This window comes from Deltaproteobacteria bacterium (assembly GCA_029210625.1).
Taxonomy (GTDB): Bacteria; Myxococcota; Myxococcia; order SLRQ01; family SLRQ01; genus JARGFU01.
In genome coordinates, this window is record JARGFU010000003.1 from 103,121 (window position 1) to 127,148 (window position 24,028).

The 24,028-nt window shown below is 71.1% G+C and carries 18 protein-coding genes; 9 read left to right on the forward strand and 9 right to left on the reverse strand.

Annotated elements, in window-relative coordinates; translation table 11 throughout:
- Window positions 1-9: 9 nt before the first annotated feature.
- Window positions 10-618: a YiiX/YebB-like N1pC/P60 family cysteine hydrolase gene (locus tag P1V51_03915; protein MDF1562162.1), complete on the reverse strand. Its 609-nt coding sequence runs from the start codon at window positions 616-618 to the stop codon at window positions 10-12.
- A 74-nt stretch (window positions 619-692) separates the two neighbouring features.
- Here P1V51_03915 and P1V51_03920 point away from each other — a divergent pair, with 74 nt between their 5' ends.
- Window positions 693-1,397, forward strand: a complete 705-nt coding sequence (locus P1V51_03920) for a hypothetical protein (GenBank protein ID MDF1562163.1) — start codon at window positions 693-695, stop codon at window positions 1,395-1,397.
- 3 nt (window positions 1,398-1,400) lie between these two features.
- Here P1V51_03920 and P1V51_03925 read toward each other — a convergent pair whose 3' ends face one another.
- Window positions 1,401-3,044, reverse strand: a complete 1,644-nt coding sequence (locus tag P1V51_03925) for a hypothetical protein (protein MDF1562164.1) — start codon at window positions 3,042-3,044, stop codon at window positions 1,401-1,403.
- 138 nt (window positions 3,045-3,182) lie between these two features.
- Here P1V51_03925 and P1V51_03930 point away from each other — a divergent pair, with 138 nt between their 5' ends.
- Both P1V51_03930 and P1V51_03935 read left to right on the forward strand, forming a co-directional pair.
- Complete coding sequence (locus P1V51_03930; protein MDF1562165.1) at window positions 3,183-3,917, forward strand: hypothetical protein; 735 nt, start codon at window positions 3,183-3,185, stop codon at window positions 3,915-3,917.
- Window positions 3,918-4,062: 145 nt separating this feature from the next.
- Window positions 4,063-6,813, forward strand: coding sequence for a serine/threonine protein kinase (locus P1V51_03935; GenBank protein ID MDF1562166.1), 2,751 nt, complete (start codon window positions 4,063-4,065; stop codon window positions 6,811-6,813).
- An 82-nt stretch (window positions 6,814-6,895) separates the two neighbouring features.
- On the opposite strand, the gene P1V51_03940 is transcribed toward P1V51_03935, so the two are convergent.
- Complete coding sequence (locus P1V51_03940; GenBank protein MDF1562167.1) at window positions 6,896-8,866, reverse strand: thioredoxin domain-containing protein; 1,971 nt, start codon at window positions 8,864-8,866, stop codon at window positions 6,896-6,898.
- Window positions 8,867-9,105: 239 nt separating this feature from the next.
- Between P1V51_03940 and P1V51_03945 the strand changes: the two genes are divergently transcribed.
- From P1V51_03945 to P1V51_03955, 3 genes are read left to right on the forward strand one after another with little or no spacing between them, the layout of a single operon-like run.
- The gene (locus tag P1V51_03945) at window positions 9,106-9,357 is read left to right on the forward strand and encodes a hypothetical protein (protein MDF1562168.1); all 252 of its coding nucleotides are present in this window, start codon (window positions 9,106-9,108) and stop codon (window positions 9,355-9,357) included.
- Window positions 9,354-9,602, forward strand: coding sequence for a sulfurtransferase TusA family protein (locus P1V51_03950; protein ID MDF1562169.1), 249 nt, complete (start codon window positions 9,354-9,356; stop codon window positions 9,600-9,602). Before P1V51_03945 ends, P1V51_03950 begins: the two co-directional genes overlap by 4 nt.
- A gap of 36 nt (window positions 9,603-9,638) precedes the next feature.
- On the forward strand, window positions 9,639-10,775 hold the full coding sequence (locus tag P1V51_03955; protein MDF1562170.1) for a thiamine biosynthesis protein: 1,137 nt from the start codon (window positions 9,639-9,641) through the stop codon (window positions 10,773-10,775).
- Here P1V51_03955 and P1V51_03960 read toward each other — a convergent pair.
- A complete protein-coding gene (locus P1V51_03960) occupies window positions 10,699-11,493 on the reverse strand; it encodes a TIGR04283 family arsenosugar biosynthesis glycosyltransferase (GenBank protein MDF1562171.1) in 795 nt (264 codons plus the stop codon). The two genes, P1V51_03955 and P1V51_03960, sit on opposite strands and share 77 nt — an antisense overlap.
- A gap of 61 nt (window positions 11,494-11,554) precedes the next feature.
- Here P1V51_03960 and P1V51_03965 point away from each other — a divergent pair, with 61 nt between their 5' ends.
- Window positions 11,555-12,028: a hypothetical protein gene (locus P1V51_03965; GenBank protein MDF1562172.1), complete on the forward strand. Its 474-nt coding sequence runs from the start codon at window positions 11,555-11,557 to the stop codon at window positions 12,026-12,028.
- 4 nt (window positions 12,029-12,032) lie between these two features.
- Here P1V51_03965 and msrA read toward each other — a convergent pair whose 3' ends face one another.
- Genes msrA through gdhA form a run of 3 tightly spaced genes read right to left on the reverse strand, consistent with a single transcriptional unit; the run spans window position 12,033 to window position 17,091 of the window.
- Window positions 12,033-12,671 (reverse strand): peptide-methionine (S)-S-oxide reductase MsrA, encoded by a 639-nt coding sequence (gene msrA, locus P1V51_03970; protein MDF1562173.1) that lies wholly within the window; start codon window positions 12,669-12,671, stop codon window positions 12,033-12,035.
- A 38-nt stretch (window positions 12,672-12,709) separates the two neighbouring features.
- A complete protein-coding gene (locus P1V51_03975; protein MDF1562174.1) occupies window positions 12,710-15,748 on the reverse strand; it encodes a PEP/pyruvate-binding domain-containing protein in 3,039 nt (1,012 codons plus the stop codon).
- Window positions 15,749-15,753: 5 nt separating this feature from the next.
- Window positions 15,754-17,091 (reverse strand): NADP-specific glutamate dehydrogenase, encoded by a 1,338-nt coding sequence (gene gdhA / locus P1V51_03980; protein MDF1562175.1) that lies wholly within the window; start codon window positions 17,089-17,091, stop codon window positions 15,754-15,756.
- On the opposite strand from gdhA, the gene P1V51_03985 reads away from it, so the two are divergent.
- Complete coding sequence (locus P1V51_03985; GenBank protein ID MDF1562176.1) at window positions 17,023-18,855, forward strand: pyridoxal-phosphate dependent enzyme; 1,833 nt, start codon at window positions 17,023-17,025, stop codon at window positions 18,853-18,855. The two genes, gdhA and P1V51_03985, sit on opposite strands and share 69 nt — an antisense overlap.
- On the forward strand, window positions 18,852-20,372 hold the full coding sequence (locus P1V51_03990) for a GMC family oxidoreductase (protein MDF1562177.1): 1,521 nt from the start codon (window positions 18,852-18,854) through the stop codon (window positions 20,370-20,372). Before P1V51_03985 ends, P1V51_03990 begins: the two co-directional genes overlap by 4 nt.
- On the opposite strand, the gene P1V51_03995 is transcribed toward P1V51_03990, so the two are convergent.
- A complete protein-coding gene (locus P1V51_03995) occupies window positions 20,369-22,666 on the reverse strand; it encodes an IgGFc-binding protein (GenBank protein MDF1562178.1) in 2,298 nt (765 codons plus the stop codon). The two genes, P1V51_03990 and P1V51_03995, sit on opposite strands and share 4 nt — an antisense overlap.
- A 133-nt stretch (window positions 22,667-22,799) precedes the next feature.
- Window positions 22,800-23,990 (reverse strand): hypothetical protein, encoded by a 1,191-nt coding sequence (locus P1V51_04000; protein ID MDF1562179.1) that lies wholly within the window; start codon window positions 23,988-23,990, stop codon window positions 22,800-22,802.
- Window positions 23,991-24,028: the final 38 nt, after the last annotated feature.

Consider the following 24,028-nt stretch of genomic DNA (forward strand, 5'->3'; position numbering starts at 1 on the left):
GTGCCCCCTCTAGTCCCGGCTGCCGGAGTCGAAGAGGATCTCGCCCCAGAGGTAGAGCTGCCCCGGCTCGATCACCTTCGGGAGGTGCTCGTTCTCCTGGTGGTGCTCCGCATAGGCCCAGGTCGCCAGCTCCGAGCAGTAGAAGCGCTTCTTCGAGGGCAGCCCGACGGTGCCCAGGAAGTCGTACTTCTTCCCCACCGTCTCCCGCGCCCGCGCGATGGCGTCGAGGCCGGCCTCCCGGGTCCACCACTTGGGCCGGATCAGCAGCACCCGGTGCGACTCGTGGACGAAGTCCTTCAGGGCGCGCTGCTGCACCCCGGAGCCGATGGCCTCGACGATCTGCTCCCCCTCGAGATCGAAGAGGGCCACGTGGGAGATGGGAGAGTTCGTGGCGGTGACCACCAGATCGTCGGTGGAGTGGTAGCCGCGGATGGCCAGCCAGTCGCCGGCCTCGGCCAGCGAGCGGATCTCCACCAGCCAGTCCCGGGTCTGCTGGTCGCGGATCTCCGGGGGCGGGGGCTTCACGTGGGTGCGCACCCCCGTGCACTGCACCATGACCAGCACGCCAACGCCCAGGCAGAGGGCGCCCCCGAGGAAGGCCCAGCGCTTGCGGTTCATCTGCGTCCACCCCATGGCCCATGGTGGCCACGGCCCGGGCGGCAGGTCAATCCGCGCCCGGGTATCATCGCGCCATGCGCTGGTTCCTCGCCCTGCTCGCCGCCGGCGGCCTCGCCGCCTGCAAGCCGCCCGCACCGGACCTGCTCGTCCAGCCCTTCGTCGACGTCGGGCAGATCGCGCGCATCTCCCGCTACCGCTCCTGCTGCGGGCACGACTACTCGGGCCACGGAGAGAAGAACCGCAGCATGAAGCACTACTTCCATCCGGTCGACGCGGTGGGGCTCTCCGACGACCTCCTGCCGATCACCGCGCCCTTCGCGGGCAAGGTCTACCGGATCAGCGAGTCCTCCCGGGAGCTGCCCTGCTTCGGCGACCGGCACGGCGTGAACCTCTATCTGCGCTCCGAGGCCCAGGCGACCTTCTACCTGAAGTTCTTCCACGTGAACGCCGCGGTGGAGGAGGGCACCCGGGTGGAGGCCGGGGAGCGCATCGCCTGGGCGGACACCCGGGAGTGCGATCCCGGTGACCCCTCGCGCATCGCCGATCATCCCACCTCCTTCGACCTGGCCCTCGAGCGCACCGACACGCCGCACCCGGTCTTTACCTCGATGTCGGACGCGGCCTTCGAGCCCTGGATCGCGGCCGGCCTCTCGAGCCGGGAGGCGAGCATCGTCCCGCGGGAGGAGCGAGACGCGAGCCCCTGCACCGACTACTGGCAGGAGTGCGCGCCAGGGATGCTCGGGCTCTGGGGCAACCCGGCCTATCCACCCCACTGGTAGGGGCTAGCGCGGCAGGTAGAGGAGGTAGCGGCCCTGGTAGGGGTCGCTCTCCTGGTGGACGACCCGGTAGTGGGTGTCCACCCACCCCTGGATCCCCGGGACGGTCGCCACCCCGCGGCCGGGCCGGAGGATCACGGCCGCCGGTGGCGCGGCGGCGAGGCGATCGAGGAAGTCACGGGTGGGCGTCACGCCCGAGCGAAAGCGCATGAAGTTCGTGTCGGCCTCGTGGTTGGCGAGGTGACGATCCGCGAGGAGTGCGATCAGCGGCACCGAGGTGCTGTCGCCGAAGAGGGTCCCCCCGGGCGGCACCCGCGCCTGGACCTCGCGGGCGAGCGCCTCCCCGGCCTCGAAGACCCGGCTCTCGTGCCAGAGGTACTGGTGCAGGCCGAGGCTGAAGCCGCCGATCGTGCGCTGCTCCTTCCAGAAGACCGCCTTCAGCCCCCCGTCCACCCAGGACGGGAGCACCGGGGAGGGCGTCCAGACGTAGGCGCGCACCTGGCCCTTCTCCTCCTGGTACCAGGAGAGGCCGGAGAGGGCGGCCTGGCGCAGGGCGAAGGCGCCCAGGCCCAGGAGGCAGAGGAGCAGCCCCGCGACCATCCGGCGGTCGTGGCCGGCCTCTTCCCGCCGGGTGTGGACCTCGGCCAGGCGGCGGAGCATTGCTCCGTAGCCCCACCCGCCGAGGAGGGCGAGCCCGGGAAAGCCGGCGAGGAAGTAGAAGTGGTAGAGGCGGCCGAGGAGGGAGAGGAGGAGGAGGGTGGCCAGCACCATCGCGCCGGCCTCGAGGAGGAGCCGGGGGAGCGGAGGACCCCGGCCCTCGCCCTTCTTGCGGCCCTCCAGGAGGTGGCGGGCCAGCAGGGCGCCCGGGGCCATCGCCAGGGCCCAGATCAGGGTGGCGTTGCGGAAGGTCACCGGCTTGATCGCACCCCAGATCGCGTCCTCCACCTCGGGCTTCTTCAGGTGGTAGCCGTAGACCTGATCCCAGTAGGCCCCACCGGCCACGAGGAGGAAGAGGAGGTTCACCGCGAGGAAGGCGGCGGTGCCCGAGGCGATGAGGCGCAGGCCGCGCCGCCGATCCCGGTAGAGGTGGACCAGGGCCAGGGCCGCGCCGGCCGGCGCCAGGTAGAAGGCCGTCAGCGCGCTGCCCGCGATGGCCACGCCCGCCCAGACCTCCTTCTCTCGATCGAGGAGGTAGAGGCCGAGGCAGAGGAGGAGGAGCCCCAGGTTGACCCCCGTGTGGTGGCTCGAGGCCCGCAGGAGGTCGTGCGCGGAGAGGAAGAGCAGGAGGGTGAGCAGCCCCTCGAGGCGGCCGAGGCGCCGGTGGGCCACGCGCCAGAGCAGGAGCCCCGCGCCCGCGGCCGAGAGGGGGGCGATGGTCTTGAAGAGGAGCAGCCCGGGGGAGAAGAGGAGGGCGAGGAGCGTCCCCGGCAGCAGGTGCACCGGGGGGTGGGCGAAGAAGGCGTCCCGGTAGGGGAGGACGCCCTCGGCGGCCCGGGCGGCGAGGTAGAAGTAGATGTTCTCGTCGCTGGCGGCCGGCTGGAGGCCGTAGGTCTTCAGCAGGAGGAAGAGGCCGAGGAGCCCCGCGCCGGCGAGCAGCTCCGGCTGCTGGCGCCAGGCAGGCCCGGCTCCCCCTGTCTCGTTCTCGCTCATCCGCCCTATGAATACCCCGGAGTGAGCGCTCGTCGTAAGGGAGGTGGCAGGTAAGGTGAGCTGCGTTTGACCCTGCCGGGTCCCTCTGGCTACCATTCGCGGCCGTCACGACTGTTCCCGAAGGAGAAGGAGTCCACCATGCGGCGAGCCGGCCGGAAGGCCCCCATCCAGTTGATCCTGATCTGCCTCGCCCTCGGAATCGGGGGGGTGGCCCGGGCCGAGTCCGAGGGTGTGGACCCGGCCGCGATGACCGCCAAGGAGTACAAGCTCTACAAGGACTACCTGAACGCCCTCGAGGACCCCCGGGTCCAGAAGATGAAGGCGGCCCAGCGTCTCCCGCGGATCGCCCGCAACTTCGGGGTGACGACGCCGGAGCTGAAGAAGGCCGTCACCAAAGGTGAGAAGAGCGCTGAGGGCCTCGTGGCCGCCAACCAGGCCGACGCCGAGAAGGCGCTCAAGGCCAGCGAGGTCGGCGGCCAGATCACCTCCATCGAGCTGGTCGAGGTGGACGGCACGATCGTCGGCTACGTCTCCTGGAACGCCGCCCAGAAGGAGCGCCTGACCCACGACGCGGTCTACCTCGCCCAGGCGATCAGCGAGTCCGCCCCCCTGACCAACGTCTGGGCGATGTGGGCCTGCATGGGCAAGAAGAAGGTCTGGACCGGGATGATCCGGCCCTCGGCCGCCAACCGGATCGACGCCGCCCGCATCGAGGACTTCGCCCAGACCCGCTACCTGCGCCTCTTCGAGGAGGTGCACAACTTCTTCGAGGGCACGCCGCCCGAGAAGCCCAAGCGGGACCCCGAGACCGGCAAGGAGATCAAGGATCCCAAGACCGGCAAGCCCGTGATGGAGCCTGATCCGAGCTGCTGATCACGCCTCCGCGTTCACGCGGCGAAGCCCACGAAAGAGCCCGGATCTCGCCCAAATCGGGGGTCCGGGCTTTTTTTCGTGATCGGATGCAGGTTAGGATCCAACGGATCTCTACTGCCAAGAGGGATCCAGGCACCGCACGCTCATGAAACGCCCGATTCCATTCGGAAAGTACCTCCTCCTCGACCGCATCAACGTGGGTGGAATGGCAGAGGTGTTCTGCGCCAAGGCCTTCGGCGTGGAGGGCTTCGAGCGGGTCCTGGCGATCAAGAAGATCCTGCCGACCATGGTGGAGGACGAAGAGTTCATCACCATGTTCATCGACGAGGCGCGGATCTCCGTCCAGCTGACCCACGCCAACATCGTGCAGGTCTACGAGCTCGGGAAGCACGACGAGAACTACTTCATCGCGATGGAGTACGTGGCGGGCCGCGACCTGCGCACCCTGCTGGATCGCTACAAGGCCGCCGGCCAGCTGATGCCCCAGGCCCAGGGGGTCTACATCGCCTCCAAGATGGCCGAGGGCCTCGACTACGCCCACCGCAAGAAGGACGCCCGGGGTCAGAGCCTGAACATCGTCCACCGGGACGTCTCGCCCCAGAACGTCCTCCTCTCCTTCGAGGGCGAGGTCAAGCTCATCGACTTCGGCATCGCCAAGGCCGCCAACCGCGCGCAGAAGACCCAGGCCGGCATCCTGAAGGGCAAGTTCGGCTACATGTCGCCCGAGCAGGTGCGGGGCCTCCCGATCGACCACCGCTCCGACATCTTCGCGGTCGGGGTCTGCCTCTACGAGTGCCTCACCGGCGAGAAGCTCTTCATCGGCGAGAGCGACTTCTCCACCCTGGAGAAGGTCCGCAACGCCGAGGTTCCGCTGCCCCGGAGCCTCAACAAGGACATCCCCGAGGAGCTCGAGGCGGTCCTGATGAAGTCGCTCGCCAAGGACGTCGACGAGCGCTACCAGAACGCCTCCGACTTCCAGGAAGACCTGATGCGCTTCCTCTTCAGCGACGGGCGCATCTACGGGGCCAAGCAGCTCTCGAGCTTCCTGCGGAAGGAGTTCTCCGACATCATCGACGCCGAGGCGGCCCGGATGGAGGCCTACGCCGCCATCGAGGCGCCGGCGCACCTGGTGCCGGAGACCGAGACCTCTCCCGACGAGGACACCGCCCCCGGCCGCGGGGCCGCGCTGCCGCCGCCGCCACCGCCGGAGCTCCTGCCGGAGGGCGGCGGAGACCGGACGGTGCTCTTCGACGCCGGTGGCGTCTTCGATGGCGACGGGGCGACGGATAGTGGCACCGAGGCGCCGATCCAGCACCAGGCCACCAGGATCTCCTCCCAGGAGATGAAGGTCCCCGGGGTCGAGGACGGCGTGATGCCGCCGGCCCCCGGAGACGACGAGGCCACCGGTGGAGACGAGGAGCGGACCCCGGTCCCGGGGAACGGCGCGCGGGGACGAGCCCCCCTCGGCGACGCCGAGGCGGCCGGGCACGAGGCCGCGGTGCGAGCGCTGGCCGCCGAGGTGCCGGAGGCGCCCCTCCCGCCGCCGCCCCAGGCGGCCCTCCTCGATCAGGCCACCCGGATCACCGACTCCGCCGAGATCGAGGCTCCCGAGGACCTCCCGCGGCGCCCGATCGAGCCCAGGGCTCCGGCGCGCCAGCGCCCGGCCCAGGAGCGGCTGATCACGCCCCAGGTCACCCCCGACGGCGCGCCGCCGGTCGTCGTCCGGGGCGGCAAGCCGCTGAGCGCGGCCCGGCCGACCTCCGATGGGGGCGGCAAGGCCATGAAGCTGGCCATCGCCGGAGGTGGCATCCTGGCGGTGGCCCTGGCCGTCGGCGCCTTCTTCCTCTTCAAGCCGGCCGCGAAGCCCACCCAGCTGACGATCTTCACCACGCCGGAGCTCGGAGTGGAGATCCTCGTGGACGGGAGGGTGGTCGACACCCGCTCGCCGACCCTGGTCGAGGGCCTCGCTCCGGGCACCCACGTGGTGGCCCTGAAGCGGCCGGGAAGCCTGGAGCGCGAGGAGAAGACCTTCGAGCTGGCCGAGGGCGAGGAGCTGCGCGTCGAGCTCGCGTTGGGCGGAGGCGGCCTCGCCACGCCGAGCACGGGCAGCGAGCCGCCTCCACCGCCCGAGCCGACCCCGACCCCGACCCCGACCCCGACCCCCGAGGTGGCCCCCGATCCCGAGGGCGCGACCGCGGAGGCCGGCAGCGAGGGCGGCGAGCCCGCCGAGCCGGGCGGCGAGGAGCCGGGCGCCGTGGCCGCGGGCAGCGAGGGCAGCGCCGAGACCCCCGAGCCGCCTCCCCCGGGGGAGCCCCCGCCGCCGCCGGCCCCGGAGAAGGGGACGGTGGTCATCCGGACGACGCCCCCCGGAGCACGCGTGGAGCTGGACGGGAAGAAGCTGGGCGAGACCCCCTTCGAGACCGGCGACCTGGACCTGGAGGCGGTCCACCGCTTCACCGTCCTGCTCACCGGCCACCGGGTGGAGCGGGTCGAGGTGGTCTTCGACCAGGGGCCCCGCCGGGAGTTCGATCTCGAGCTGACCAAGCTCGAGGCCGACTCCACCGTGGCCAAGATCGAGAAGGTCGCCGAGACGCTCCCGACCCCCAAGCCCACGCCGAAGCCGAAGCCCAAGCCCAAGCCCAAGCCCAAGCCGAAGCCCAAGCCCGAGCCCGAGCCCGCCGGGACGGGGAGCCTCATCGCCATGACCGTCCCGCCGGCGAAGATCATCATCGACGGCAAGGACACCGGTCGCTGGACCCCCGTGCCCCCGAACAAGCCGCTCCAGCTCTCTGCGGGCAAGCACAAGGTCGTCTTCGAGACCTCGACCGGTCAGCGGGTCGAGAAGAGCATCACCATCTCGGCGGACAAGACCGAGAAGGTGATTCACCGGTTCTAGGCGGAAGAGCCGGAACCAAAGAGAAACGCCCGCCCCCCGAAGGGGAGCGGGCGTCTCTTTGTTCGGTCTTCAGACCTCGCCGCTACTTCGCGAGCTCCTCGTCGATGAGGGCCTTGAAGGCGGGGAAGGGCTGGGCGCCGACCAGCTTGCGACCGTTGATGAAGAAGGTCGGGGTGCCGGAGGCGCCGTACTTGCGGGCCTCGGCCTGGTCGGCGGCGACGGCGGCCTTGTAGGTGCCCTGGTCGAGGGCGGCCTTGAACTTCGCCATGTCGAGGCCGAGCTCCCCGGCGTACTGCTCGAGCTGGGGCCGCTGGATGGCCTTCTGGTTGGCGAAGAGCTTGTCGTGGAACTCCCAGAACTTGCCCTGGGCGTTGGCGGCGAGCGAGGCCTCGGCGGCCAGCGGGGCGTCCTGGTGGAAGGGCAGCGGCTGGTGCTTGAAGACGACCCGGACCTTGCCCTTGTACTCGTCCATGATCTGGCTGATCGTCGGGTTCACCCGGCTGCAGAAGGGGCACTGGAAGTCGGAGAACTCGATGATGGTGACCTTGGCGTTCTCCGGACCCTTGGCAGGCGAGTTGCCGGCCTTGATGTCGACCGGCGCGGCGGGGGCCGCCGGGGCGGCCGGGGAGGGCGCCGGGGCGTTCTTGAAGAGCTTGGCGTTGTCGGCCAGCAGCTTCTCGTAGAGGCCCGAGCGGGGGGTGCCGGCCTGCAGGGCGGCGTCGGCCTTCTTCAGCTCCTCGTCGATGATCCGCTTGAAGGCGTCGACGGGCTGGGCGCCGGAGAGGAGGCGGCCGTTGATGAAGAAGGTGGGGGTCCCGTTGGCGCCGACGCCCCGGCCCTCGTTGGAGTGAGCGTCGATCTTCTTCTTGAAGGCGCCCTGGTCGAGGGAGGCCTTGAACTTCGCCATGTCGAGGCCGAGCTCACCGGCGTACTGCTCGAGCTGGGGCCGATCGAGGGCCTTCTGGTTGGCGAAGAGCTTGTCGTGGTACTCCCAGAACTTGCCCTGGGCGCCGGCGGCCTCGACCGCCTGAGCAGCGAGGTGGGCGTTCTTGTGGAAGGGCAGGGGCTGGTGCTTGAAGGCGATGCGGATGTCCTTGCCGTAGCTGTCGGTCAGCTCCTTGATGGTGGGGACCACCCGGGAGCAGAAGGGGCACTCGAAGTCCGACCACTCGACGATGGTCACCTTCGCGTCCGCCGGGCCCTTCACGTGGGCGTCGCCCACCTTCACGTCGCCGAACTGCGGGCGCGCCGGTCGCTGGTTCGGCGCCTGCTGGGGCGGCGGGGCGGCCTTGGTCAGGCCCCGCGCGATGGTGCGCTCGTAGACCTGCGCCTTGGCGACGCCGGTGGCGACGAGCTTCTCGGCGGCGGCCAGCTCGCGGTCGATGACCTCCTTGAAGCGCGGGAAGGGCTGGGCGCCCCGGAGGAACTTACCGTTGATGAAGAAGCCGGGGGTGCCGCTGGCGCCCAGGCGCCGGGCCTCGGCCTGCTGGGCCGTGATCTTCTGCTGGAAGGCGTTCCCGTCCATGGCCGCCTTGAACTTGCCCATGTCGAGGCCGATCTCCTCGGCGTAGCCGTCGAGGTCGGGGCGGGTGAGGGCCTTCTGGTTGGCGAAGAGCTTGTCGTGCATCTCCCAGAACTTGCCCTGGGCGCCGGCCGCCTCGACGGCGTTGGCCGCCGGGCCCGCGTTCTTGTGGAAGGGCAGCGGGTTGTGCTTGAAGGCGATCCGCACCTTGTCGCCGTAGGTGTCCTGGATCTGCTTGATGGTGGGGTTCACCCGGGAACAGAAGGGGCACTCGAAGTCGGAGAACTCGATGATCGTCACGAGGGCGTCGGCGGGGCCCTTGAAGTGGGCGTCGCCCACCTCGATCCGGTAGGTGGGATCGTCGGAGGGGGCGGCGGGGGCGCCGCGGACGGCCTCGGCGGCCGAGGGCGCGGGGGCGGCGGCGACGGTGGGGGTACCGGATGGGGCGGTCCCCTCGGCGGTCATGCGGCCGACGAGAAGGCCGATGACCATCCCGATGACCAGGGCGATGACGACACTCGCGTTCTTCATGCTTGGGATCCTCTCGGAATCAAAACTCTTGGAAAATCAACAGGTTGCACCTGTGCGAAGGTTGGCCGGGCACTGTAGCAGATGGCGCGGGGAGACGGCAAGCCAGGGCCGCCGCCGGCACTCCCGGCAGCGGTGAACCCCGGAGCCCCGGAGGCCATTCCCGGCTCTGGCCGCGCCTCCCGGACCCCCGCTCCGGTGGCGACCCGGAGGCACCCGCTCCTATAATCCCTCCGCTGCCCATGTGTATCTCCCGTCAACACCTGACCTACCTGGTCGACCGCAACGAGGAGGACTACGAGCGGGGGAACATCGGCTACGAGACCCACGTCCGCTTCGTGGACCAGTCCACCCGCTGCGAGACCTGCACCCTCCTCGACAACGGTCGGCAGGGCGACATGATGGAGGAGTGCCGGCTGCGGATCCTGCGCTTCTTCATCGCCGGGCGCCGTGACGACGAGCGCCGCCTCTCCGATCAGGAAGTGGCTGGTTGAGCGAGGCCAGTGAGGGCTCTTTCGTCCGGGAGGTCGACGTCCAGGGGACCTTCTGCCCCCGGCCGGTGATCGAGACCGCCCGGGCGATCAAGGAGATCGCCCGGGGGGAGATCCTCCGGGTGGTGGGTACGGATCGGGGGATGCACAGCGACTTCCCGGCCTGGTGCAAGGCCACCGGCCACGAGCTCGTGGACATGCACGAGGAGGGGGATAGGATCTTCGTCTCGATCCGTCGGCGCCGATAGGGGCGCCGGCTCCACCCGCCGCTGGAAGCCACACCGATGTCCGACCCCTCCGATCGCGGAAAGCCGAAGCTGCCGCCTGCCCATCCGCTGCCCGAGGCCCCCGAGCCCGAGGCGGGGGCCCCGCCGCGCCGCAAGGCCATCGCCATGATCTCGGGGGGCCTCGACTCCTCGATCGCCCTGCAGCACGTGAAGCGGATGGGCTACGAGGTGAAGGCGCTGAACTTCTATACCGGCTTCTGCATCACCGAGACCCACCGCCGGATGGGGGGGCGCCCGAAGGACGGGGTCTATCCGCGCAACGAGCCGCTGCGGGCGGCCGCCGAGTCCGAGACCGAGGTCGAGTTCATCGACATCTCCGAGGAGTACGTCGACGTCGTCACGAACCCCCGCTTCGGCTACGGCAAGAACCTCAACCCCTGCATCGACTGCCGCATCTTCATGCTCTCCAAGGCGCGGGAGATCATGGAGGCCGAGGGCGCGGACTTCGTCTTCACCGGCGAGGTCGTCGGCCAGCGCCCGAAGAGCCAGCGCAAGGAGGCCCTCGCCCTGGTGGAGAAGCACTCGGGCCTCAAGGGGCGCCTCCTGCGGCCCCTCTCGGGTCGCCACCTGCCTCCGGTCATCGCCGAGGAGGAGGGGCACATCCGGCGGGAGGACCTGGCGGAGATGCGGGGCCGGGGCCGCAAGCGGCAGATCGAGTACGCCGCGGCCTACGGCATCGACGACTACCCCCAGCCGGCCGGCGGCTGCTGCTTCCTCACCGACGAGACCTACGCCCAGCGCTTCGCCGACCTCCTCGAGCACCGCCCGGAGCGCACCTACACCACCGAGGACATCGTCCTGCTCTCCGCCGGGCGCTACTTCCGGCTGCCCGACGGCGGGAGGCTGATCGTCGCCCGCAACGATCCCGAGAACAAGGTCCTGGAGCTCCACGGCAAGAGCCAGTGGTTCGGGGACGCCGCCGAGATCCCGGGAGCGGCGGGGGTCTACGAGCACCCCGAGGGCAAGCCGCCGGGGGAGGAGGCCTCGCGGATCATCGCCCACTACGGCAAGGGGCGGGAGCTCCCGGAGGTGATCGTCCGCTGGCGGCCGCCGGGCTCTAGGGTCGGCGACGAGGACTTCCGCCACACGGTCGCGCCGATGAGCCGCGCCGAGATGGACCCCTACCTGATCTAGGGGCGGGGCGCCCGCGCACGTCCCGGTAGAGGCGGGCGAGGCGCTCGGGCGAGACCCCGGCCCGGTAGAGGAGGGGGAAGAGGTTCACCATCAGAGTGTAGCGGATCGGGCCCTCCTGGAAGCGGCGCCCGGAGACCTCGACCCGCGCCCTCGCCCGCCCGATACCGCCGCGGCGCCGCAGGCGCAGGGAGAGCTCGAGGTCCTCCATCAGGGGCTGATGGGGGAAGCCGCCCACCGCCTCGTAGACCTCCCGCCGCAGGAAGAGGCCCTGGTCCCCGTAGGGAAGGGTGGTGTAGCGGGAGCGCAGGTCGGCCAGGTGGAGCAGGCGCTCCATCAGGCGCGAGGCCTCGCCCTCGGCCCGGTGCCAGGTGCGGAAGGCCCCCGCCACCACCCCCGGCCGGGAGAGGACCCGCAGCAGCTCCTCCCGGGCTCCGGGAGGCAGGCGGGCGTCGGCGTGGAGGAAGAGCAGCACCTCTCCCCGCGCGGCGCGGGCGCCGGCGTCCAGCTGCAGGCCCCGGCCCGGGCCGGCCTGGAGCCGCTGGTCGACCGCGAGCCCCTCCAGGAGCTCCCAGCTTCCATCGGAGGAGTGGCCGTCCACGACGACCAGCTCGGCCCCGGGCAGCCGCTCCCGCAGGTGGCCCACCAGCCGCGGCAGGTGCGCCGCCTCGTCGAGGATCGGGACGATCACCGAGAGGGTGGGTGCGTCGGGGGCCGGCATCGCGGCCACGTTAGCGATTGTCGCGCCGGGGCGTAACCTGAAGGGGGTGGAGGAGGTGCCCATGCCCGAGGTCCTGCCCGTTCGCCCCTACGAGAACCGCATCCGCGAGCGCGTCTTCAAGGTGCTCCAGGAGGCCGGGCTCACCGTCGCCGTGAAGAAGGCCATCCCGCCCGGCCTCTCCGACGCCGAGGTCGTGGAGCGGCTCCGGTACCAGCACCCGGCGGTGCTGCTGATCCCCTACCACGCCCAGACCGACGCCGAGGGGAACTCCAGCAACGGGCTGGAGCTGGCGCAGCGGATCGAGGAGCAGCTCCCCCGGCTGGAGCGGGTGCCCATCCTGATGCCCGTCTCGGCGACGGCGATCCAGGGCGTGAGGGGGATGCTGGGCTTCCGGACCCGGCGGGGACCGGTGAGCGTCGCGCTGCAGCGCCGGGTGTTGCTCATCGACGAGGCCGAGCTGGGCGATCCGACCCTGCCGGAGCGGATCCGCCGGCACGCGGCGATGCGCGAGGAGCCGGCGCGCGAGAGCGCCTAGCCCCTCAGGTGCCCAGGCCCACCGGGCAGCTCACCCCCGTGCCGCCCAGACCGCAGTAGCCCTGGGGGTTCTTGGCCAGGTACTGCTGGTGGTAGCCCTCGGCGAAGTAGAAGGGGCCCGCCTCGGCGATCTCGGTGGTGATCTCCCCGTGCCCCGCGGCGCGGAGCGCCTCCTGGTACGCCTCCCGGCTGGCCTGGGCCGCCCTTCGCTGCCGCTCGTCCACGCAGTAGATGGCCGAGCGGTACTGGGTGCCGCGGTCGTTGCCCTGGCGCATCCCCTGAGTGGGGTCGTGCCCCTCCCAGAAGAGGGTGAGCATCGCCTCGAGGGAGGTGCGGGCGGGATCGAAGGCGAGGCGCACGACCTCGGTGTGGCCGGTGCCGCCGGAGCAGACCTCCTCGTAGGTGGGGTTCGGCGTCTGGCCGCCGGCGTAGCCGACCATGGTCACGACCACCCCGGGCGCCTGCCAGAAGCGCCGCTCGGCGCCCCAGAAGCAGCCCATGCCCACCGTGAGGGTCTCGAGGCCCTCGTAGGGAGGTTGCAGGCGGTGCCCGCTCACGAAGTGTGCCTCGGGGACGGGCAGGGGGGTCTCTCGGCCGGGGAGGGCCTCGCCGGGTCCGGGCAGCTGGGTCTTGGCGAAGAGCATGCCAGCAGGGTAGTCCCCGCGCGGCGCGGGGCGAGACATCAGGAGTGGTAGGGCTCGGGCTGCTCCTCGGGCGGGATCGGCTTGATGATCTGGGCGCTCCCCTCGCGTCCGTAGAGCTCGATCGTGAGGGGATCGTCGAAGCGGATGCACCGCACCGTCGCGCTCTCGGCCCGGGCGGGTCGGGAGTCGAGCCAGGCGCGATCGAGGAAGCCGTCGGCCCGGGAGGGATCGTCGATGCCGCCCGCGACCGTCAGGTAGCCGATGCGCAGGGAGGTGATGTTCAGGAAGAAGTGGGTCCCCTGGGAGGGCTCGACCGCGCGGGTGCCGAAGGGCACCTCGATGATCGTGCGCGCCCCGGCGATCTGCTCCCAGTCCACCGGGATCCCGAGGGCGGGGTCGGAGGTGCCCCAGCGACCCGGGCCGATGAGGAGGTAGGGGCGGCCCTCCTCCATGAGCTGGCGGTTGATCCCGCCCACCTCCTGCGCGACCGAGGGGGTGCTGAAGGCGTCGAGCTCGTTGGAGGTGACGTAGACCACGTCCCGCACGTCCCGCATCACGCCGTGCCCGAGGGCCTGGGTCGTCCGGCAGAGGAGCTGCTCGGGCCGCACGTCGGTCAGCTCCTCGGTGCCGTCGGCGAAGGAGCGGGCGATCATCGGGCGGATCTGGAGGAGGGAGAGCGAGGGCGGCTCACGCTTGCGGCCGCGCACGTGCTTGCCGTGGTCGCCGGGATCGACGGCAAACTCGATCTCGACGTCGCCGCCGAGCGCCCGGCGGAAGCGGCGGAGGATGTCCAGCATCGCCGGCGCGACCGGGATGGTCTCGTACTTCAGGATGTTGTTCATCGTGACCACCCGCGGGCCGGTGGCGGTCAGGGTGTCGCGGATCAGGTCGTCGGCGCGATCGTAGACGCTCGCGACCAGCGCGAGGGTGCCGTCCTCCTCCGCCGCGGAGAGGGAGTGGAGGCGCAGGTTCGACTCGGGGCCCGCGCTGAAGTCGACCTCCTCCTGGGACATGTCCAGGGCGTAGAAGGCCCGCTGGGTGCCCTTGGCCATGGAGCTGGCCGAGGCGAACTGGGGCAGGACGGTCGGCGAGCCCGGCGAGAAGCGCAGGCAGGAGCCCCCCGAGACGACCAGGTGGCCCAGCCCGAGGGCCATGACCATGGCGCCGTCCTCCGCCTCCTGGGGCGGGATCGGATAGAAGTTGTAGGACTGCGCCACCCCGGCGAGCTGCGGGTAGAAGCGGTCCCCGTGGCGCCGCCCCACGACCTCCTGGATGACGATGCCCATCTTCTCCTCTTCGGGAGAGTGGGGGGTGTTCCGGAAGTAGGAGCGAGCCGCGGGCGCGAAGGTCGAGGCGTAGACCGCCCTCACCGCGCAGCAGATCTCCCGGAAGCGCACCTCGGGGTCGGGGTGGGAGTTGGGCAGGATCCAGGTGGCGTAGATGCCGGCGAAGGGCTGGAAGCGCGAGTCCTCCAGCAGGCTGGAGCTGCGCACGGCGATGGGGCCGTCGAAGCGCGCCGTCGCCGAGCGCAGGTCCTCCCGGAGATCGTGGGGGAGGTCGGTCTTCAGGAAGTCGGTGACCAGCTCGGCCTCGGTGCCGTTGGTGAGGAGCGAGCTGGAGGTGCCGTGCCGCTCCATGAAGACGTCGAAGGCGTCGGTGCCCAGCATCAGCGCCCGCGGCACGCGCACCTGGATGCCGGGGTAGCGATCGGCCAGGGCCTTGCGCTGCACCTGGCTGGAGAGGAAGGCGATGCCGCGTCCCTTACCGCCCATGGAGCCGCTGGAGAGGCGCAGCACGGCGCCGCCACGCTCGCGGCCGCGGCCGGTGTTGTAGTCGGTGATCATCCCCGCGGCCTCGTCGGCCCGGGCGTTGGCCAGCACCTCGATGAGGAAGGCCCGCATCTCCTCCACGTCCTCGAAGTCCGTGGTCAGGCGAGGACGCACGAGCTCGGCCTGGGGGAACATGCTCCGGGCCTTCAGCCAGAGGGAGAAGTGGTTGTGCTTGGCGTGGTAGGAGACCGACCCGGCGGGGACGTCGCGCAGGGTGCGCTCCATCTCGTAGACGTCGCGGGCGCGCGCGACCTCCTGGCCGTTGGGGAGGCGGAAGACGAAGTCGCCGAAGCCGAGCCCCTCCCGGAGGAAGTTCCGGATCTGGGCCAGGAGCTGGGGCGAGTTCTTGTCGACGTAGGCGCAGCCGAGCTCGGCGGCGTAGTGCGCGTTCTCCTGCTCGGCCGACTGCATCAGGATCGGCAGGCCCAGATCCTCGGCCCGGACCCTCCGCACGAGATCGAAGCCGGCCACGGCGTTCTTCTTCCCTTCCTTGGGGAAGCGCACGTCGGTGATGAGGGCCATCAGGCTCTCGCGGAACTCCTCGTAGAGGCTGATGGCCGCCTCGTAGTTCGTGGCCAGGAGGATCTTCGGGCGCGCCTTCAGGCGCATCAGCTTGTGGAGGGGGTTCACGCCCTCGGCGATGAGGGAGGCCGCGTGGCGCAGCAGCTCCGGGAAGAGGAGGGCCAGGAAGGTCGAGTAGCGGCGGACCGAGTCCTCGACCACGATGATCACTTGCAGGCCGGCCCGCTTGGTGTCGTAGGCGGCGTTGCGGTGGTCCTCGATCAGCTTGATCCCCGACATGAGGATCTGGGAGTTGCCCGTCCACTGGAGGACCGCGTCCACCAGCGGCGGCCAGACCCCGCCCGGGCACTGCTGGCGATCCCCCTCGTCGAAGGTGAGGAGGATGATGGGCAGGGTCTGGAAGGCGCCCTTCACCATCTCGCTGAAGGTGGTCGCGTCCATGTCGGCGAGGCGGACCACCGTCACCACCAGGTCGAAGCGCCGCTCGCGCAGGAGCTGGAGCGCCTTCTCGCCGGTGGAGGTGTGGATGATCCGCGGCGCCTGGGAGAGGTTGAGCTCCGAGTATTGCGAGAAGAGCCGCTCGGTGAGGCGCCCGTCCTCCTCCAGGATGAAGGCGTCGTAGACCGGGGAGACCAGGAGCACCTCCCGGATCCGGTAGGGCATCAGGTCATGGAAGCGGAGGAAGAAGGGCTCGCTGACCGGCGGCTGCGTGGCGTGCTCGGACATCAATCCTAGACGACGCCCTGGTCGATCATCGCGTTGGCGATCTTGATGAAGCCCGCGATGTTCGCGCCGCGGACGTAGTCGATGTAGTCGCGGTCGCGGCCGTGCTCCACGCAGGCGCTGTGGATCGCGGACATGATCTGGTGCAGCCGCCCGTCGACCTCGTCGGCGCCCCAGGAGAGGTGCATCGCGTTCTGGCTCATCTCCAGCCCGGAGACGCCGACGCCGCCGGCGTTGGCGGCCTTGCCCGGGGCGAAGAGGATCTCGGCGGCCTGGAAGACGTCCACGCCCTCCGGCTCGGTGGGCATGTTCGCGCCCTCGACGACGCAGAAGCAGCCGTTGTCCACGAGGGTCTTGGCGTCCTTGCCGTTGAGCTCGTTCTGGATCGCGCAGGGCAGGGCGATGTCGACCGGCACCTCCCAGGGGCGCTTCCCGGGGACGAAGGTCGCGCCGAACTTGTCGGCGTAGGGCTTCACCTCGTCCTTGATGCCCAGGCGCATCACCTTCATGTAGTCGATCTTCTCGCCGGTCACGCCCTCGGGATCGTGGACGTAGCCGTCGGGGCCCGAGAGAGTGACGACCTTGCCGCCGAGCTGGGTGACCTTCTGCACCGCACCCCAGGCGACGTTGCCGAAGCCGGAGACGGCGACGGACTTGCCCTCGAGGGAGTCGTCGCGCATGGCGAGCATCTCCTGGACGAAGTAGGCGACGCCGAAGCCGGTCGCCTCCGGCCGCAGGAGGGAGCCGCCCCACTCGACGCCCTTGCCCGTGAGCGCGCCGTCGAACTTGCGGGTCAGCCGCTTGTACTGCCCGAAGAGGAAGCCGATCTCGCGGCCGCCGACGCCGATGTCACCGGCGGGCACGTCGATGTCCGGGTCGATGTGCCGGTAGAGCTCGTTCATGAAGGACTGGCAGAAGCGCATGATCTCGTGGTCGCTCTTGCCCTTGGGGTCGAAGTCGGCCCCGCCCTTGCCGCCGCCCATGGGCAGGGTGGTCAGGGAGTTCTTGAAGACCTGCTCGAAGGCGAGGAACTTCAGCACGCCGAGGTCGACGCTGGGGTGGAAGCGCAGGCCGCCCTTGTAGGGGCCGATGGCGCTGTTCATCTCGATCCGGTAGCCGCGGTTGACGTGGACCTCGCCCTTGTCGTCGACCCAGGGGACCCGGAACATGATGACCCGCTCGGGCTCCACCAGGCGCTCCAGGATGTTGGCGCTGCGGTAGGCCGGGGTCGTCTCGATGAGGGTCTCGACGGACTCGACCACTTCCTTCACGGCCTGATGGAACTCGGGCTGTGCGGGGTTCTTGGCGACGAGACGCTCCATGAAGGCATCGAGGTGGGTGGACATCGGTCGGATCCTCTGTTGGGCAGGACGGGCGCGGGTCTTGGCCAGCGCCAGCGGGGGGTGGGAGTGAGTCCAGGTGCGGGTACCGTCGTCTCCGAGAGACAGGCTACACTCTCGCATGTGGGCGACCTGGCCGGAACACCGTGGCAGCCACCGCGGTGTGGATTCCTGGAGCAGCCCAGCCCCCTGCTCCGGCTGCCCGCCGGAGCCGTGAGGGAGGCGGGGGAGGCCGCGATCTCGGTGAAGCGGGACGACCTCCTGCCGGGCCTCCACGGGGGCACCAAGGTGCGGAAGCTGGACCTGCTCCTGGCCTCGCCGCCCTTCGACACCGCGGCGGGCTGGGTCTCGATGGGCGCCATCGGTTCGGGCCACGTCCTGGGGCTCGCCGAGGCCGCCCGGGAGCGGGGCGTCCCGCTCACCGCCTACCTCTTCGACGAACCCTACGGCCCGCACGTGGAGGAGAACCTGGCGGCGCTGGCCTCCTGCGGGAAGCGGCTCGGAGCCGCCCTGCGCCTGGTCTTCGTCGGCAGCCGCGCCGGCCTCCTCCTGCGGCCCCCCTGGCCCCTGCTCCGCCGGACGATCGGCGGGGCCGCGGTGGTGCCGCCGGGGGCGACCCTGCCCCGGGCCATGGTGGGCACCGTCCTGGGCGGGCTGGAGCTGGCCCGGCAGATCGACGCCGGAGAGCTCGAGCCCCCCGACCGGATCTACCTGCCGGTCGGGACCGGCGGGACCGCCGTCGGAATCGCCCTCGGCCTGGGGCTGGGGGGCCGGCCGATCCCCGTGCACGCGGTGGCGGTGGTGGAGCACCTCCTGCTCCCGGCCCGACGCCTGCGCGCGCTCGAGGGGCTGCTCCGGCGGGAGCTGGCGGCCCTGGGGACCCCCGGCCTGGAGGGCCTGGAGGCCGCGCCCCTCGTCCTGCGTCGGGGGTACCTCGGGCGGGGCTACGGTCACGTCACGCCCGAGGGGCTGGCCGCCTGCGCCGCGCTCGCGGATCCCGGGGCCCGGTTGGCCCTGGAGCCGATCTACACCGGGAAGGCCGCCGCTGCGCTCCTGGAAGACGCCCGGGCGGGCGCCACCCGGCGGCCCCTGCTCTGGAACACCCACCGCGGCGTGCTGCCGGCGCCCGAGCCCGGCTGGCGCGAGCACCTCCCGCCGGCGCTGCGCGGGCACCTCGCGCACCCCGGCCGGGGCCGTCGCCGCTTCCTCGTCACGGCGGGCGTCGGCGCCGCTGGGCTCCTCGGCGCCGGGCGGCTGGCCTGCACCGGGCGCCGTCCGGGCTTCGGCGACGGGAGCCTCACGGCCCGGGAGGCCACCATCTTCGCGGCCGCGGTGCAGGCCCTCCTGCCCCCGGCCCCGATCGAAGAGCTGGTCGATCGGATCGTCGCGGCGGCCGACGCCTACGTCGCCACCTTCCCGCAGGGCCGCCGCCTGGAGGTGCACGGGATGCTCTTCGCGGTGGAGCAGGCCCCCCTCCTGGAGGGACACCTCTCGCGCTTCTCCGAGCTGCCGCTGCCGGAGGCGTCGGCCTACCTCGCCGCCCTGCGGGCCAGGCCGGACCTCCTGGGGGACGCCGGGCGCGGGCTGCGCGATCTCTGCCTCCTGGCCACCTACACCCGGCCCGAGATCTGGGAGGCCATCGGCTACACCGGACCCTGGGAGCAGCGCCCGCTCGACGCGCCGCCCCCCCTGGAGGCCCGGCGAGGCCCCTACGCGGACTACGCCGACCTGCGCGCCTCCGAGGGGGAGAGCCCGGAGGGGTGGTCGTGATCTTCGACGCCCGCGACCTGCGGCTGCCGGGGCGCCTGGAGGCCGACCTCTGTGTCGTCGGCTCGGGGCCGGGGGGCGCCACCGCGGCGATGGTCGCGGCCGAGGCCGGGCTGCGGGTCGTGGTGCTGGAGGCGGGCGAGCTCGTCACCCCCTCGATGGCCCGGCAGCGGGAGGAGGTGATGCTCCCGCGCCTCTACTGGGAGAGCGGCAGCCGCACCACCCTCGATCGGCGAGTGCACGTGCACCAGGGCCGGGGGGTCGGGGGCAGCGCCCTGCACAACCTCAACCTCATCAAGCGGATCCCCGACGCCCTCCTCGAGCGCTGGCGGGCGGCCGGGCGGCTCGAGCACCTCGGTCTGCCGGTCTGGCACGCGCTCTACGAGGAGCTCGAGGCCCTGCTGGAGGTGAAGGAGATCCCGGCCGACGAGCGCAGCCCCCACAACCTCCTCCTGAAGGCGGGGGCCGAGGCGCTGGGCTGGCGCTCGGGGCCGCTCTCCCACAACCGCACGGGCTGCAAGCGCAGCGGCTTCTGCGAGCTCGGCTGCGCCTACGACGGGAAGAACAACCCCCTGAAGAAGATGGCTCCGCGGATCGTGGCGGCCGGGGGCACGATCCTCACCTGCGTCCAGGCGGTCCGCCTGCGGCAGGAGGGGGGGCGCGCCCGGGGCGTGGAGGCCGTGGTGCGCGCGCCCCTGGGCGGCGCGGTCCTCGGGCGGGTGGAGATCGTGGCCCCCCGGGTCTGCCTCTCGGCCTCGGCCACCGGCACGGCGGCGCTCCTGCTGCGCTCGAGGGTGCCCGACCGCAGCGGGCGCACCGGGCAGGGCCTCCACCTCCACCCCGGGGTCTTCGTGGCCGGCGAGTTCGAAGGGCTGATCGAGGCCCAGAACGGGGTCCCCCAGAGCTGGGAGTGCACCGAGTGGCTGGACCTCGCCTCGGAGGAGGGGCACGGCCTCTGGCTGATCCCCTCCTTCGCCCACCCGGGCGGCGCGGCGACGATGATGCCGGGGGCCGGCGAGGAGCACTTCACGATGATGGAGCGCTACCCGCACCTCGCGGTCTTCTCCGCCATGCTCCACGACCGCAGCGAGGGGAGGGTGGCGCCGGAGGGGGACCTGGGCCTGACGATCCGCTACCGGCCGGGCCGGGAGGATCGGCGGGAGCTGGCCCTCGGGCAGTGGGCCTGCGCGCGCCTGCTGCTGGCCGCCGGCGCCCGCCGGGTGCTGGTCCCCGAGTCACCGGCCCGGAGCTTCGAGACGCCGGAGGCCATCGAGGTGCTCCGGCAGGGCGAGCCCCCGGAGCACTTCCCCGGCCTCACCGCCGTGCACCCGATGAGCACGGTGGCGATGGACGACGATCCCACCCGGGGCCCGGTGGACAGCCGCGGCAAGCACCACGGCCTCGAGGGCCTCTGGGTCGCGGACGGCTCGCTCTTCCCGACCAGCGTCGGAGTGCCGCCCCAGCTCTCCATCTACGCGATGGGGCTGCACGTGGGGCGGCACCTGGTGGCCGCCGGCTAGCCGCCCGGGGTGATCACCACGATGTTCTTCAGGTCCAGGCCGCCCGGGTAGCCGTAGGAGACCGACCAGTCGAAGCCGTAGACGGTGAGGCCGACGGTGCTGGAGGCGTCCAGGCGGTGGGTGCCGTCGAGGACCGGGATCCGGCCCACCTGGTAGGCGGTGCTGCCCACCGGCACCCAGCCGTTGGGCGGGCTGACCGGGATCCCGTCGAGGAGCACCGTGGTGCCGGCGGTGCGCACCACGTTGATGTAGTCCTCCACGAAGGTGGTCGGGGTGATGAAGGAGTAGCTGTCCTTGAACTGCTGCACCGGGATCGCGAGGATCATCGTGGGGTCGCCGGTGTTCTGCTTGCGGTTCGGATCCCCGCCGGTCACCTCGATGCCCGGGAAGAACTGGGCCACCATCACCGGGTGATCCTGATCCTGGCTGGTGACCAGGAAGTCCTCGGCGGTCGCGAACTCGAAGACCTCACCGGCGTTCAGGGTCTGGGCTGGGGCCACCGTGGAGGGCTCGAAGCTCAGGGTCGTGCCGTCCGCCGCCGCCAGGATCCGCCAGACGTCGCCCATCGGGTTGTTCAGGTAGTTGCTCCTCCCGCCGAGGTAGGTGCTGCCCCAGTTGGCGAAGGGGAAGAGCTGCTGCTCGAGGTGGTCGCAGGCCTGCTGGTCGAAGGGCACGAAGTGGCAGTCGGCGCCGCCGTAGACGGCCACCGGCTGGGTCGACTCGATGAGGGAGCCCGAGAGATCGGACTGCGGGAAGTTGAGGTGGTCCCGCCCGCTCAGGGGGTTGGTCGAGCGCACCTCGGTGCCGAAGGCCCGGGAGGCCAGCTGCATCACCTCGAACTGCTGCAGGTCGAAGACCACCGTGTCGCCGGGATCGGACTCGGGGAGCCCGCCGCCGGCGGCGATCGCGCCGCTCAGGCGCACCGTGACGGCGGTCGTCCCCGGCTGGGTCGCCACGATGGAGACCACCGCTGGCAGGTCGATGGTGAAGGGCGGCCGGGGGAAGTCCGGGATCTCCATCTGGATGTGGGGCGCGGCCATCGCCAGGTAGCGCGAGGCCGGCGTGTCGGCGGGGTCGCCGAAGACGTGGGTGGGCAGCAGGAGGGAGGCGTCGTTGGAGTAGGAGTAGAGGTTGCCCCGGATGTGGTTCGAGAGGGGGTTGAACTGGTAGGCGGTGACCGGCACCGAGCTGATCAGCTGGTAGGCGATGGCGCCGCTCAGGGTCCGGGAGGTGCCCGTGGTGTTGTCGTAGGCGTCCAGGCCGTTCCAGGGCAGGTAGAGGGTCGCGAGCTGACCCCCGGCGACGGTGGCGGTGGCCACCGGCGTCAGGTTGCCCGCCTCGAAGACCGAGACCTGGGCGGTGGTGCCGATATTCGGGTTGGAGACGACGACGGCGTACTCGGCCTGGAATTCCGGGTCCATGCCGGAGCTCGAGATGATGGTCGGCCAGTACTCGCAGCCGATGTAGTTGTTGATCGAGGCGGCGGCCTGGCAGAGGTCCACGCACTGGTCGAGGATGCAGGTGGCGCCGCTCGCCGCGCAGGCCTCCTGGATGGTGAACCCGTCGCCGGTCGAGTTGCAGAGCACCAGGTTGTCCCCCTGGCAGCTCAGGGTGTCGGGGTTGCAGCTGGTGATCACGCACTCCCCGACCGTGGGGTCGCAGAAGCCGTTGGTGCAGACCGTGGGGACCCAGGCGGTGCCGGTGCTGTTGCAGACCTGCTGGGTGCTGCCGTCCACGCACTCGGTGACGTAGGGGGTGCAGGCCAGGCAGACGCCGCCGCTGCAGGTGCCGCCGGTGGCCGCGCAGTCCACGTCGGTGGTGCCCGAGCCGTCGGGCAGGCAGGTCTGGGCGACCTCGCCGTTGCAGGAGGTCGCGCCCGGCGCGCAGGCGACGCAGGCCGAGTCCAGGCAGATGGGGGTCTGGGGGTCGCAGGGGGCGCGCTCCCAGGAGAGCTCGTCCGCCGCGCAGGTCTCCACGGTCTGGGTTCCGTCGAGGGCGCAGCGCACCTCGGCCGCCGTGCAGATCGGGGGCAGGGGGTCGCAGCGGCCGGTCAGCAGGTTGCAGGACTCGGTGGTCGCGCAGGTGGTGTCGTCCACACAGGGATCCTGGCAGGCGCCGGCCACGCAGATCTGCGGGTCACACTCCGAGTCCGCGAGGCAGCCCGCGCCGCCGTCCCCCCCGCCACCGTCGACGGAGGCGTCGGGCGTCCCGCCGTCGGCCGTGCCGGTCGGCTCCTTCGGGCAACCGGAGAGGGTGAGCAGACACACCAGACCCAGACACGACAGCAGTTTCATCCCCATCCCGGTACCCTATCAAATCGCCGATGGCTGAAAGCTGATAGCTGACAGCTGACAGCAGGAAACGAGCAACGGCCGCCCCGGAACCTCCGGAGCGGCCGCAGAAGCCGTGAACGGCGCAGAACGCCGATCAGAAGATGTAGTAGCGCAGGCCGGTCCGCAGCGAGCCGCCGCCCATGACGACCGGGAAGGCCAGGCGCTTGAACCACCAGTCACCGCTGGCCTCGCCGACCGCACCGAGGGTGGAGCTGGAGAGGCGGGTGAGGGTCTCGGCGGCGTGGTCCGAGAGGTCGTTCGAGTACACGGTCTTGGCCGCGCCCGAGGAGTTCAGCTCCGCGTACCAGACCAGGCCGAAGCCCAGGTCGATCTGGCCGCCCAGGCCGTAGTTCAGGCCGAAGGTGCTGGCGCGGAAGCTGACGACCTCGTCGAGGCCCTCGGCCGACCAGGCGGCGCCCGGGGTCACCATGTCGGCGGGGTTCGCCTGCTCGGTGTCGACGTGGGTGGTCACCGCGTTCACGTACTGCTCGTCGAGCTGCAGGTGCACGTCGAAGCCGCCGGAGAAGTAGGAGGCGCCGATCCAGCCGTAGAAGAAGGACTGCTTCTTCACCGGGACCTTGAAGCCCAGGCTGAAGGGGATCTCGTACCAGCCCGCGGTGAAGGCGGTGTCGAGGGTGCCGCCGTCGAAGTCATCGGGATCGTAGCCGGCCATCGCCAGGGGGATGGCCAGGGTGGGGGCGGCGCCGTCGGGGGCGGTGAGGTTGGTCAGCACGTTGCCGAGCTGCCGCCGCTGCACGCCACCGCTGAAGGAGGTCACGTAGTTGAAGCCGGTCTTGAAGTAGACGGGCACGCCCAGGATGTCGTCGAACTCGTACTGGGCCGAGAGGCCGAGGTCCGCGCCGAGGAGCGGGCCGCCCAGGGTCGGCTCGGCGCCCAGGATGGTGAAGTCGCTGCCGGTGTTGTTCGAGTTGTGCCAGATGGCCAGGCTGTCCCGGTCGCCCACCACCAGGGTGTCGGTGGAGTAGAAGGTGGAGGCCATGGTGGACCCGGCCAGGTCCACGGTGCCGTCCTGAGCGATGGCCTCGCCGAGGTTGGCCATGTCGGCCTTCAGGCCGATGTTCAGGCCGATCGAGAAGCGCTTCGCCTTGTCGCCGGCGTCACCGCCACCGCCCCCGAGGAGGGCGCGGGCGGAGATCGGCTGATCCAGGGTCGGATCGAGGTAGGCGGGCAGGGGACGCTCGGCGGCCAGGGCCGGAAGCGAGAGAGCCGCGACGGCCGCCACGAGGACGGCATGGACGATGGAACGCAGGTGCGTGGAACGCATGGGGATCTCCTCCTCCCAAAGGGGTGCGGCCGAATACC

What these genes read in the sequence shown, in the direction of transcription:
- P1V51_03915 (MDF1562162.1), bottom strand. Translation starts at nt 618, where the DNA reads ATGAACCGCAAGCGCTGGGCCTTCCTCGGGGGCGCCCTCTGCCTGGGC.
- P1V51_03995 (MDF1562178.1), bottom strand. Translation starts at nt 22,666, where the DNA reads ATGAAACTGCTGTCGTGTCTGGGTCTGGTGTGTCTGCTCACCCTCTCC.
- P1V51_03955 (MDF1562170.1), top strand. Translation starts at nt 9,639, where the DNA reads ATGTCCGACCCCTCCGATCGCGGAAAGCCGAAGCTGCCGCCTGCCCAT.
- P1V51_03975 (MDF1562174.1), bottom strand. Translation starts at nt 15,748, where the DNA reads ATGTCCGAGCACGCCACGCAGCCGCCGGTCAGCGAGCCCTTCTTCCTC.
- P1V51_03985 (MDF1562176.1), top strand. Translation starts at nt 17,023, where the DNA reads ATGGAACTCGGGCTGTGCGGGGTTCTTGGCGACGAGACGCTCCATGAA.
- P1V51_03930 (MDF1562165.1), top strand. Translation starts at nt 3,183, where the DNA reads ATGCGGCGAGCCGGCCGGAAGGCCCCCATCCAGTTGATCCTGATCTGC.
- P1V51_03965 (MDF1562172.1), top strand. Translation starts at nt 11,555, where the DNA reads ATGCCCGAGGTCCTGCCCGTTCGCCCCTACGAGAACCGCATCCGCGAG.
- P1V51_03935 (MDF1562166.1), top strand. Translation starts at nt 4,063, where the DNA reads ATGAAACGCCCGATTCCATTCGGAAAGTACCTCCTCCTCGACCGCATC.
- gdhA (MDF1562175.1), bottom strand. Translation starts at nt 17,091, where the DNA reads ATGTCCACCCACCTCGATGCCTTCATGGAGCGTCTCGTCGCCAAGAAC.
- P1V51_03920 (MDF1562163.1), top strand. Translation starts at nt 693, where the DNA reads ATGCGCTGGTTCCTCGCCCTGCTCGCCGCCGGCGGCCTCGCCGCCTGC.
- P1V51_03960 (MDF1562171.1), bottom strand. Translation starts at nt 11,493, where the DNA reads ATGCCGGCCCCCGACGCACCCACCCTCTCGGTGATCGTCCCGATCCTC.
- msrA (MDF1562173.1), bottom strand. Translation starts at nt 12,671, where the DNA reads ATGCTCTTCGCCAAGACCCAGCTGCCCGGACCCGGCGAGGCCCTCCCC.
- P1V51_04000 (MDF1562179.1), bottom strand. Translation starts at nt 23,990, where the DNA reads ATGCGTTCCACGCACCTGCGTTCCATCGTCCATGCCGTCCTCGTGGCG.
- P1V51_03940 (MDF1562167.1), bottom strand. Translation starts at nt 8,866, where the DNA reads ATGAAGAACGCGAGTGTCGTCATCGCCCTGGTCATCGGGATGGTCATC.
- P1V51_03925 (MDF1562164.1), bottom strand. Translation starts at nt 3,044, where the DNA reads ATGAGCGAGAACGAGACAGGGGGAGCCGGGCCTGCCTGGCGCCAGCAG.
- P1V51_03945 (MDF1562168.1), top strand. Translation starts at nt 9,106, where the DNA reads ATGTGTATCTCCCGTCAACACCTGACCTACCTGGTCGACCGCAACGAG.